Origin of the sequence: Elioraea sp. (assembly GCF_022842375.1) — a bacterium.
Classification (GTDB): domain Bacteria; phylum Pseudomonadota; class Alphaproteobacteria; order Acetobacterales; family Acetobacteraceae; genus Elioraea_A.
Window position 1 is genome coordinate 97,883 of the sequence record NZ_JALHPR010000011.1, and the last position, 11,656, is coordinate 109,538.

The window sequence follows — 11,656 nt, forward strand, 5'->3', positions numbered from 1 at the left end:
GCTGGTCTATCCATTCATGTTTCCAGGGCACGACGTTCCGGTCGATTGATTCCAATCGGTCGGAAGGTGCCCTAGGCCGCGGCACGCGCCCCGGCCTCCCGCGCGGCCAGCGTTTCCGCCACGGCGGCGAGCAGCGTCGGCGCGCCATAGGGCTTGCGCAGCACCGTCTCGCCATCCGGTACCGCATCCTGCCCGGCATAGCCGGAGACGAGCAGAACGGCGATGCCGGGCACCGCTTCGCGCACGGTGCGGGCGAGCGAGAACCCATCCATCGTGCCGCCGAGTGTCACGTCCGACAGCAGCAGGTCGGGCGGGGTGGGCAGCGCCTCGATCAGCGCAAGCGCCTCCGCGGCGGAGCCCGCCTCATGCACGACGAGACCCGCGCCGGTGAGGATCGCCGTGGTTGCACGCCGCAGCCCTGCCTCATCCTCCACCAGCACGGCGGTGCCGCAGAGGCAGATGCTGCCCATCGCGGCGTTGCCCTCGGTGCTGGCGGCGAGGGTTGCGCGCTTCAGCCACAGCGTCACGCGCGTGCCGGCACCCAGCCTGCTCTCGATGCGCATCTCACCACCGGCCTGGCGCGCGAAGCCGTAGACCATCGCAAGCCCGAGGCCGGAGCCTTTGCCGCCACCCTTCGTCGTGAAGAACGGCTCCGCCGCGCGGGCCAGTACGTCGGGCGGCATGCCCATGCCGTCATCGATCACCGACACCGCGACATGTGGCCCAGGGCCGAGGGCCTCGCGCTCCGCCGCATCCGGCAACGCCACCTCGGCCCGCAGTGTGATCGTGCCGCCGCGCGGCATGGCATCGCGGGCATTGAGTGCGAGGTTCATCAATGCCGATTCGAACTGCGCCTGGTCAGCCTCGATCGCCAGGTCATCATCCTGCGTCTCGACCGTGAGCGTCACGCCGCTGCCGAGCGCGCGATCGAGCATCTGCGCGACGCCGGCCAGCGCCGCGTCGATCGGCACGGTGGTCGGGCGCATCGGCTGGCGGCGGGCGAAGGCGAGCAGCTGTGCGGTCAGCCGCGCGCCGCTCTCGGCGGCCGCGAGTGCGCTCGCCGCGCATTCCTCCACCACCGCCGGCGTCTGCGTCGTCGTGATCAGGTCGAGGTTGAGGCGGACCACGCCGAGCAGGTTGTTGAAGTCATGCGCGATCCCGCCGGTGAGTTCGCCCAGCGCGGCCAGATGCGCGGAGCGCGCGAGGCGCTCCTCCGACCGCTTGCGGTCCGTGATGTCCTGGCACACGCCCCAGAGGCGGAGATTGGACCCGTCGCCACCACGCGCGAGCCTGACGCGTGACCAGATCCAGCCGATGCCGCCGTCGGGCCGGAGGATGCGGAAGGTGTAGTCCTGCTCCTCGCCACCAAGTGCGGCCTGATGCCGCGCCTGCACATCCGCCACATCGTCGGGGTGGACCAGGGCCATGACATTGCCGAGGCAGGGTCGGAAACGTGCGGGATCGACGCCGAACATCGCATAGAGCTCCGGCGACCATTCGAGGCGCCAGTCGGGCAGGTGGATCTGCCACACGCCAAGCCGCGCGATGCCGCGCGCCTCGTCGAGCGCTGCCTCCGTGCGGCGCTGGTCGGTCACGTCGATCGCCATGCCGTCATAGCGGAGGATGGTGCCCGCGGCATCGCGCACGGCGCGCGCGCTGTCGCGCAGCACCACCTCGCCGCCATTGGCCTGCACCATCCTGTACTCGATCGTCACCTGCTCGGGCTTGTCGGCGAAGGCGGCGCGGGCGATTTCGCGATCATCGGGGTGGACGATGTCAAGCCACGCATCCGGTCGCGCGACCAGGACCGCGGGTGGATGGCCGGTGATGCGCGCAACGGAGGGCGACATGTGCAGGAAGCTGCCGGTCCGCGCATCGAGGCTCCACAGCACCGCATCGACCGAGTCGGCGATCGCGTCCGCCGTGCGCGCGCGCTCCGCCAGCGCCTCGGCGAGGGAGGCCTGCCGCGCCATCGCCCAGCGGGCGAGCAAAGCGACGGCGAGCCCTGCGAGGCACAGCAGCAGCGCGACGGGCCCCATGATCCGCAAGTTCCGGTGCCAGGCCCCCAGCACGCTGGCCATCGGCCGCGCTGCGACGATCGTCAGCCCATAGCCCTGCAGCGCCGTCGTGGCGACGACTTCGTCCTCCACCTTGTCTGGCGACGCGCCGAGGCGCATGAGAACAGCGCCATCGGCCGCCGCGAGTGTGAGCGTCGTGCCATCGGGCAAGGGCGGCGCCTGCAGCAGCCCGTCGCTCGTGTCGAGCGAGAGCAGCGCCTCGACGGCGCCGGTGAAGGCGGTCCCGTCCATCAGCGGCCGCGACATCGTGACGATCGCCATGCCACGGCTCGCCTCGACCGTGCCGACGCTGCGCGTGCCGATGACCGCGCGATCGGCTGGTGCGGCAGCGAGCGCCGCGAGGTTCGACCAGGCCCCTGCCGGCTCGCGGTCGCCCTCGTCGAAGACGGCGCGCGAGGAGGCGATGATCTCGCCCTCCGGCGACACGATGAGCATGGCGAGCATGCTGGACGCCGTCTGGTGCTCGAGCGCGAGCGCATTATGGGCGTGCCGTGCACCGGCCGTGACGGCGAGGTCGATCGATCCCATGCGGCGGGCCACGCGCTCCAGCGCCTTGTCGAGGCTCGCGAGCTTGATCTCGGTCGCGGTCGCCATGGTCTTGCTGAGCGTCAGGAGCTCGCGCTCGGAATCGGCGATGATGGCGGCGCGCAGTGAGAGCTCGCCCGCCCCGATGACGATGGCAAGCGCGAGCGAGAGAGCGGCGATCGCCCAGGGAACGGCCGCACCGAGACGGTGCAGCCCCGATGCGGGTGCCGCCGTCTCAGGCGGCTTGAGCGGCCGTGGCACCGACGAGGAACCTGCGGAGATCGGCCATGCTGAAGGGCTTGGGCAGCGTCGAGAGCCGCTGCAGCCCGTGGCGGCGGCCGATCTGTTCTGCCTGGGCGAGCATCGTCTCGCCGTAGCCGGAGACGACGAGCGTTGGCAGGTCGGCGCGGTGCGCGGCAATCGTGCCGAGGATGGCGAGGCCGGAGTGATCGCCGAGCAGGCAATCGACGATCGCGGCAGCGATGCCGGGGCGGTCGAGGAAGCTGGCGAACTCGTCCATCTCCTCGGTCGCGATCACGGCAAGCCCCGACGCTTCGGCGGCCAGCGTTATGGCACGCACGAAGGCTGGGTTGTCGTCCAGGATCAGCACCGTCTGAGCTGGGTTGATGGCCCCTGGCATCATCGTCCTTCCTCACGCGGCGGCGTGTGCCACCACCAGTTCGGAAGACCCTACGCGCGACCGGGTAAACGATCCCTCAAGGCGAGGCTCAGCCCGCGGCGCGGGCGGGCTGGCGCGCGGATGTCAGCGCCGCGATCACGGCCTCGGCGACGCGGATGCCATCGACCCCCGCAGAGAGGATACCGCCGGCGAATCCGGCCCCCTCGCCCGCCGGGTAGAGGCCCGCCGTGTTGAGGCTCGTGCACGCCTGGTCGCGGCCGATGCGCAGCGGCGACGAGGTGCGCGTCTCAACCCCCGTCATCACCGCATCCGCCATGTCGAAGCCCGGGATCTGCCGGCCGAACGCGGGCAGCGCCTCGCGGATCGCAGCGACCGCGAATTCGGGCAGGCAGGCGGCAAGGTCGGTTGGCGTCACGCCGGGACGATAGGAGGGGATGACGGCGCCGAGCGCGGTGGAGGGCCGGCCTGAGAGGAAATCCTCCACGCGCTGGGCAGGTGCTGCGTAGGTGCCGCCGCCGGCGGCGAAGGCGCGTTCCTCCCAGTGCCGCTGGAACGCGATGCCGGCGAGAGGGCCGCCTGGGTAATCGGCCGGGCTGATGCCGACGACGATGCCTGCGTTCGCGTTCCGCTCCGCCCGCGAATACTGGCTCATCCCGTTCGTCACCACCCGCCCCGGCTCGGAGGCGGCAGCGACCACCGTGCCCCCGGGGCACATGCAGAACGAGTACACCGACCGCCCGTTCGCTGCGTGGTGGACGAGCTTGTAGTCGGCGGCCCCCAGCACCTTGTGGCCGGCGAAGGCGCCGTAGCGGGCCCGGTCGATCACAGATTGCGGGTGTTCGATGCGCACGCCGATCGAGAAGGGCTTTGCCTCCATCGCCACGCCGCGCGCGGCAAGCATCGCGAAGGTGTCGCGCGCGCTGTGCCCGACGGCGAGCACGACGTGATCGGCGCGCAGCACCTCGCCGCCTTCCAGCACGAGGCCGCGGATCGCGCGCGTGCCGTCGCGCGCGGTCTCGACCACGATGTCCTCGACCTTCGTGCCGAAGCGGTACTCGCCTCCCAGCGCCTCGATCTTGGCGCGCATCTTCTCGACCATCGAGACCAGGCGGAACGTGCCGATATGCGGCTTGGCGACCCAGAGGATCTCCTCCGGCGCGCCAGCTTCGACGAACTCGGTCAGCACCTTGCGGCCGAGATGGGTTGGGTCGCGGATCTGGCTGTAAAGCTTGCCGTCGCTGAACGTGCCGGCCCCACCCTCGCCGAACTGCACGTTGCTCTCGGGCTGGAGCTCCGACTTCCGCCAGAAGCCCCAGGTGTCCTTCGTCCGCTCGCGCACCACCTTGCCGCGATCGAGGATGATCGGCCGGAAGCCGGCCTCGGCGAGGATGAGCGCGGCGAACAGCCCGCACGGGCCGCAGCCGATCACGACGGGCCGCGTCTCGCCGCCGCCGGCGGACCCGACGGGGCGGTAGCGCGTGTCGGGCGTGGGCCCGATCGTCGTGTCGGCGGCCTTGCGCTTGAGCAGGGCGGCCTCGTCGGCGACGCTGACATCGACGGTGTAGATGAGCGCGATGGCCGATTTCTTCCGCGCATCATGTGCCCGGCGCGCGACCGTGACGTCGCCGAGCGTGGCTTCCGCCACGCCGAGGCGTGAGGCGACAGCGGCGGCGAGCGCGCCCGGCGCATGGTCGAGCGGCAGCTTGATGTCGCGGACGCGGATCATCCGCCCGCTATAGCCGAAGCGTGGGGTGGCGGGAAACGCCCCCCGACGCCGTTCAGCGCGGCGCTGCGGTATGGTCGAACCGCGTCCAGCCGGGCACCTGGGCGGCGAGGTTCACCTCGCGCCATTTCGGGTGGCGTGGCGGGCGCAGGAACTGGTCGAACTTCGCGTTGAGCGCGGTAACGAAGCGCGCCACCTTGCGGTGCCGCTCCGTCCCCGGCGCCCAGGCATAGACGGCCATGACGGCCCCGACAGCGATGGTCTCGACCGACGCGCCGGCTGGGATGAGGTTCGGATAGTCGGCGGCCGGAAGCGCCGTCGGCAGGTAGGTCTCCAGCAGGGCCGCGGTTGCCGGGATGGGCAGGAAGCGAAGGCCGGAGCCAGGCTCGATGCCGGCGAAGAGCCGCGCGGGCTTGCCCGCGACGAACACCATCGCATCGATCTCGCCGCGCCTGAGCTTGGCGAGTGCGACGTCCTGCGGGTCGTTCGCGGCGGTGATGGGGATGTTCAGCGCGCCGAACACGAGCGAGGCGGTCATCGCCGTGCCGCTGCCGCGGCCATCGACGTTGACGGTGCGCCCCGCCAGCGCCTGGAGGTCTGGCGTTCCCTCGCGGGCGAGGATGTGGATCTCCTCGTCGTAGAGCTTGGTGATGTACTGGATCAGCGTGGTCACGCCCGGCAGCAGCCGCTCACGCCGCGCGAAGGCGAGCGCATCGGACTGCACGATGCCGATATCGATGCCGCGCAGCAGGACGATGTCCTGCATGTTCTGGATCGAGCCCTTGCCGATCACCGGGATGACGCGGAGGTTGTCGCCGGCATCGAGAACGGCGGCGAGGTCGGCGGCGAAGCGGACATAGGTTCCGTCCACCCCGCCCGAGATGATGCCGACGGTGCCCGCATTGGCGCGCGCGGCCATGGCGCTGAGCGTCTGGGCGAGGCTTTGCTGGCTTGATGCCGCCGGCGCCGCGGCAGGTGCGGGAGCTTGCGCTGCTGCAGGCAGCGCGAGCGCGGCGCCGAATGTGCCGAGAATGCTGCGTCGTGACAGTCGCGCTGTTGTCATCTCTCTCACCGTGATGCTTCGAGGGTGGCGATGCGTTCCGCCGCGCGCGGGTCGCCGAGCGCGTGGGCGCGGCGATACCAGGCGAGTGCGGCGGTCCGGTCAGGCGCGATACCGCGCGCGCCGATGGTGGCCAGCACGCCGGGGTCGTAGGTGCCGCCCATCGCGAGCGCTGCCGGGCCGTTCCCCGAGGCGGCGGCGCGCTCGAAGAAGCGGCGCGCGCCCGAAATGTCGCCAAGCGTCAGCAATGCCTCGCCCCGCAGCAGCATCGCGCCGATCACGGCGGGTGGATCGGGGATCTGGGCCTGGGCGGCCGCACCGGACGCAGCTGGCTGGGACGGCGCGGGCGGCGCGGCAATGACGGGTGCCGTTCGGGGAGCCGCTGGGGACGCCTGTGGGGACGCCTCTGGGGGCGCCGGCGGCCGTGCGGCTTCGGCGGCAAGGGCGGCTGCGAGGTTGGGCAGCGGCGGCTCGGCGATCGGCGCTTCGGCGGGCGGCGGTGCGGCGAGGGCTGCTGCGATTTCGGGCACCGGCGGCTCCTCGACCGGGGCGAGCGGGGGAGGGGGAGCTGCGGCCAGCGCAGCCTCGATCTCTGCGATCGGTGGCTCGGCGATCGGTGCCTCGGGCGGCGGCGGTGCGGCCAGCGCTGCCATGATGTTCGCCGCCGGGGGTTCCTCGACCGGTGCGAGCGGCGGAGGGGGGGCTGCGGCCAGCGCTGCCTCGATCAGCGGCGCGGGCGGTTCCTCGATCGGCGCGACGGGGGGCGGAGGTGCAGCAAGGGCGGCGGCGAGGTTGGGGGCGGGTGGTTCGGCGATGGGTGCTTCCGGGGGCGGTGGTGCCGCCAGCGCCTGGGCGATCAGCGCGGGCGGGGGCTCCGGCAGCGGCGCGATCGGTTCGGGCCCCGGCGCTGCAACTGGCGCTGCAACTGGCGCTGCAACTGGCGCTGCAACTGGCGCTGCAACTGGTGCTGCGACTGGTGCTGCAACTGCTGCAACTGGCACTGCAACTGGGGCAGGGGGCGCGGCCGCGGTCGTCGCCGGGCTGGTCGCCGGGCTGGTCGCTTGGACCAGCGCCTCGGCGATCAGCGCGGGCGGGGGTTCCGGCAGCGGCGCGATCGGTTCGGGCCCCGGCGCTGCAACTGGCGCTGCAACTGGCGCTGCAACTGGCGCTGCGACTGGTGCTGCGACTGGTGCTGCCACTGGTGCTGCAACTGCTGCAACTGGCACTGCAACTGGGGCAGGGGGCGGGGCCGCGGTCGTCGCCGGGCTGGTCGCTTGGGCCAGCACCTCGGCGATCAGTGCGGGCGGCGGCTCCTCGATCGGTTGCTCGGGCTGGACCGCAGCACTCGGCGGTTGGGCAGTGGGGAGCTGGGCAGTGGGCGATGGCACGGCTGCCACGACGATGGCGGGCGTGGCCGGCGCCTCGGTGCGCACGGCGATGTCGGTCGTCGTCGTCGCGCGGGTGTTCGCGGCCAGTTGCTGCGTCGTCGCCGCCGGGGCTGCATCGTCCGGTACCGCACCGTCGGGCGCTGGTGGGGCCGCGACGCGCACCGCAATCACGATCGCGATCCCTGCTGCGATCGCGGCCCCTGCCATCAGCGGCCAGCGCGACCGTCCTTGTGCGTTGGCCGGTGCCGGCGGTGTCGCGGCCACGGGAGCCGATACCTCGGGTTCCGCGCGCGGTGGTGCCGCGGCGGCGACGATCGCCGGCGGGGGGGCCGAGATCACTGGCGCTGGCGGGCGCGGTTCGGCCGCTGCCGTGCCCATGGCTGCGGCCGCTGCGGCGGCCTTCTTCCGCTCCGACCGCATCCACGGCGCGATGCCGCCCGTCAACGCGAGGCGGATGGCATCGATCCACGCCTCCCCCGCGATCGACACCGCGGGCTGGCCGGCGAAGGACTCCGCCAGGCTCGCGCGCAGCGAGGGAACGTCCTGTGGCCTGAGCGGGCGGTGGATGCTCGGCAAGCGTCCGGGGAACTCGTCATGGAAGCCCGTCACCGCCAGGCGCTCGAGCAGGCGGTAGAGCGCATCGGGGCTGAAATGCTGCTCGAGTTGCAGCAAAGCCAAGCCGAACTGTGGGTGCAGCAGGACCATGTTGCTCTCGGCCGGCGCGCGACCGATCGCGACACCGTCGATCAGCACCCATCCATGCGTGTCAGACGCCCCGGGACGCAGATCGGGTGGCATATCGGGTGGCGGCACCGTGACGTGCGTCGCCGCGCGCCCATCATCCGGTTCTGGCGTTGCGTGTGACCCTGGCATCATGGCTGGTCTCGAATCCCCCGAACCATCGCCCCCAGGGCCGCGGCTTCCTGCCACGGTCAACCCCCGCTCTCAATAAACACAACCCCCTGACAATTATCGTACACGGACACGAGGGCGTCACGCCAGAGTCTTGCAACCGATACGTTTGTCGGATCAATCGGCCGCGGCGGGTTCCGCCCGGGCAACGGTGGGAAACAGCAGGGAGAGTGCCGCCGCGATCGCGAGCAGCAGCGCCGAGCCGGCGAGGCACGCGCCGAGACCGCCCCATCCATAGAGGGCGCCGGAGGCAAGCGTTCCCATCAGCCGTCCCGCCGCGTTGGCGGCATAGTAAAACCCGACATCCTCCGCCGCCTTCTCCGACCCGGCATAGGCCAGCACCAGGTACGAGTGCAGCGAGGAGTTCACCGCGAAGGCGATGCCGAACAGCCCGAGCCCCGCGCACACCACGAGGTCAGCCCGCCACGGCAGGTCGGAGGCGAGGAAGAGGGCGAGCATGGCCGGGATGGCCGCGAGCACCGCTGCCCAGGCACGCGCGGCCGGTACCTCGCGCGTGAGCCCGTCGGACGAGCGTGGAACCAGCGCGGGGGCTGCCGCCTGCACCGCGCCGTAGCCGATCGTCCACACCGCGAGGAACAGCCCGACCTCGGCGAAGCGCCAGCCGGCGGCGTAGAGGAACACTGGCAGGCCGACCACGAACCACACGTCACGCGCGCCGAACAGCGCGATGCGCGCGGCCGCGAGCAGGTTCACGCCGCGGTTCTTCGCGAACAACTCGCGCGCCGTCCGCGACGCCTTGGCGCGGCCGAGCAGCGGCGGCAGGGAGAGCACCACGCCCGCGAGCACCAGCGCGAGCCCCCCGGCCATGGCGATCAGGGCAGGGCGGAAGCCGAGTGCCTCAAGCAGGACGCCGCCGAGGAAGAACCCGAACCCCTTCATCGCGTTCTTCGAGCCGGTGAACCACGCGACCCAGCGGAACAGCGCGGCGTTGCCCGTCTCGGCTGCGGTGAGCTTGATGGCACTCTTGCTGGCGGTCTTGGTCAGGTCCTTCGCGACCCCCGCGATGCCCTGCGCCAGTACAGCCCAGGTGACGGACAGCGCGAGGCCCCAGCCAGGGTCGAGGGCGGCGAGCAGCAGGAACGCCGCAATCTGCGTGGCAAGCCCGATCGCCAGCATGCGCGCGATGCCGAAGCGCACAGCGAGCCAGCCGCCGACCAGGTTGGCGACGATCCCCGCCGCCTCGTACAGCACGAAGAGGAGGGCCAGCGTGAAGGGCGAGAAGCCGAGCCGGAAGAAATGCAGCAGCACGAGCATGCGCAACGCGCCATCGGTCAACGTGAAGCCCCAGTACGCTGCCGTGACGATGGCGTAGTTGCGCACGGCCCTCAGACCCCGCGGTCGGCGACGATGGTGGCGAGATCGACCATCCGGCAGGCATAGCCCATTTCGTTGTCGTACCAGGCATAGACCTTGAGCAGCGTGCCGTCGGTCACCAGCGTCGAGAGCGCATCGACGATGCAGGAGCGCGTGTCGCCGGCATAGTCGGCCGAGACGAGGGCGCGGTGTTCGAGCCCGAGGATGCCGGCAAGCGCGCCAGCCTCGGCGGCGGCGAAGGCAGCGTTCACCTCCTCAGCTGTTACCGCGCGGGAGAGCTCGAACACGCAATCGGTGAGCGAGGCGTTGAGGATCGGCGCGCGCACGGCGTGGCCGTTGAGCTTGCCCTTCAGCTCCGGGTAGATCAGTGCGATCGCGGTGGCCGAACCCGTCGTCGTCGGCTGCAGCGACAGCATGGCCGATCGTGCGCGGCGCAGGTCCTTGTGCGGCGCATCGACGACGACGTTGGTGTTGGTCGGCGCATGGATCGTCGTGATCTGGCCATGCCGGATGCCGAATTTCCCGTGCACCACCTTCACCACCGGGGCGAGGCAGTTGGTGGTGCAGGAGGCAGCCGTCAGCAGGCGGTGGCGCGTCGGATCGTAGAGATGGTCGTTCACGCCGACGACGATGTTGAGGGCACCCTCGTGCTTCACGGGGGCGGCGACGATCACGCGTTTCGCACCGCGCTCGAAATGACCCGCGATCGTATCGGGCGTGACGAACCTGCCGGTGCATTCGAGCACGACGTCGACGCCCGCCTTGCCCCAGGGGATGTCGGCCGGGTTGGCGTGCGCGGAGAAACCGATGCGCCGGCCGGCGATGGTGATCGCGTCATCCTCGGCCGCGATCGGCGTGCGCCATCGGCCCTGGATGGTGTCGAATTCCAGCAGGTGCGCCGTTGCGGCCGCACCGCCCTTGAGCTCATTCACGTGAACGATGTCGAGCCGGTTGGCGGCGCGGGGATCATCACCCGGCCGGTGCGCGCCCCCCATGGCCGCGCGGAGCGCGAGGCGCCCGATCCGCCCCATGCCGTTGATGCCGACGCGCATCAGGCGTTGACCCCGCGCGGCACGCCGGCCCCGATCTCGTCGAGGCGCGCCTTCGCCGCCATGCGGTCGAGCGTGTCGAAAGGAAGGCTCATGAAGATCTCGATGCGCCGCCGCAAGGAGGCGTAGAGCTCGTTCAGCAGCGTCTGCCGTTCCGCCGCGTTGCCGGTGAACTTGGCAGGGTCAGGCAGCGGCCACGCACCGGTGACGGCACGGTCGCCGAAATCCGGGCAGGCCTGGTTGTCGAGCGTGTCGCAGAGCGCGATCACGAAATCCATCCGCGGCGCGCCGGGCCCCGTGAAAAGGTCCCACGACTTGCTCGCGAGGCCAGCGACGTCATGGCCGAGGGTGGCGAGCTTCTCCATCACCTCCGGCAGAGGGGTGGCGGCAGGGTCGGAGCCGGCGGAGAAGGCGCGGAACCGGCCGGCGCCGTGCTTGCCGAGGATGGCTTCCGCCATGATCGAGCGTGCGGAATTGCGCGTGCAGAGGAACAGCACGTTGAAGGCCGGAATCAGTGGATCGGGTGTCATCGTCTCGGTCTCCGGATCGGGGATGTCAGGCAACAGGCTGGCGAGATCGCCGCAGCGCCCAGGGCTGCCGGCGCAGCAGGTCTCGGTCAGGAAGGAGAGCAGCGCGCGGAACGCAACGATGCGCGCTGCGTAGCGGATCGACCGCCCCTGGCGGCTCGCGACGATCAGCCCGGCCCGGTCGAGGGCGGCGAGGTGGAAGGAGAGGGTCGAGGGGACGACGCCGAGCCGCGCGGCGATCTCGCCGGCCGCGAGGCCGGACGGCCCGGCCGCCATCAGCAGGCGGACCAGCGAGAGCCTGGTCTCCTGTGCCAGGGCGGCGAGAATGTTGGCGGCCTCTGTTGTTTCCATGATTCGACGATAATCGAAACATGCGTCACGCGCGATGGCCTGTGCGCTTCGTCACGTAACCTTCATGC

Annotated in this window: 8 protein-coding genes; all 8 read right to left on the bottom strand. The window is 71.1% G+C overall.

From position 1 onward, the window contains the following. Positions 1-71: 71 nt before the first annotated feature. Entirely contained in the window at positions 72-2,864 is a 2,793-nt protein-coding gene (locus Q0C38_RS11650; RefSeq protein WP_291297260.1) for a PAS domain-containing protein, read from the bottom strand. Continuing rightward, the gene (locus tag Q0C38_RS11655; RefSeq protein WP_291297261.1) at positions 2,839-3,243 is read right to left on the bottom strand and encodes a response regulator; all 405 of its coding nucleotides are present in this window, start codon (positions 3,241-3,243) and stop codon (positions 2,839-2,841) included. Before Q0C38_RS11655 ends, Q0C38_RS11650 begins: the two co-directional genes overlap by 26 nt. Positions 3,244-3,331: 88 nt before the next feature. Continuing rightward, the gene (locus tag Q0C38_RS11660; RefSeq protein WP_291297262.1) at positions 3,332-4,969 is read right to left on the bottom strand and encodes an NAD(P)/FAD-dependent oxidoreductase; all 1,638 of its coding nucleotides are present in this window, start codon (positions 4,967-4,969) and stop codon (positions 3,332-3,334) included. Positions 4,970-5,021: 52 nt separating this feature from the next. Then, the gene (locus Q0C38_RS11665; protein ID WP_291297263.1) at positions 5,022-6,029 is read right to left on the bottom strand and encodes a TAXI family TRAP transporter solute-binding subunit; all 1,008 of its coding nucleotides are present in this window, start codon (positions 6,027-6,029) and stop codon (positions 5,022-5,024) included. A 5-nt stretch (positions 6,030-6,034) separates the two neighbouring features. Continuing rightward, positions 6,035-8,167 (bottom strand): hypothetical protein, encoded by a 2,133-nt coding sequence (locus Q0C38_RS11670; protein ID WP_291297264.1) that lies wholly within the window; start codon positions 8,165-8,167, stop codon positions 6,035-6,037. Positions 8,168-8,443: 276 nt separating this feature from the next. After that, positions 8,444-9,667, bottom strand: a complete 1,224-nt coding sequence (arsJ, locus tag Q0C38_RS11675) for an organoarsenical effux MFS transporter ArsJ (RefSeq protein WP_291297265.1) — start codon at positions 9,665-9,667, stop codon at positions 8,444-8,446. A gap of 5 nt (positions 9,668-9,672) precedes the next feature. Next, a complete protein-coding gene (locus Q0C38_RS11680; protein ID WP_291297266.1) occupies positions 9,673-10,713 on the bottom strand; it encodes an ArsJ-associated glyceraldehyde-3-phosphate dehydrogenase in 1,041 nt (346 codons plus the stop codon). Continuing rightward, positions 10,713-11,588, bottom strand: coding sequence for a metalloregulator ArsR/SmtB family transcription factor (locus Q0C38_RS11685; RefSeq protein WP_291297267.1), 876 nt, complete (start codon positions 11,586-11,588; stop codon positions 10,713-10,715). Before Q0C38_RS11685 ends, Q0C38_RS11680 begins: the two co-directional genes overlap by 1 nt. Positions 11,589-11,656: the final 68 nt, after the last annotated feature.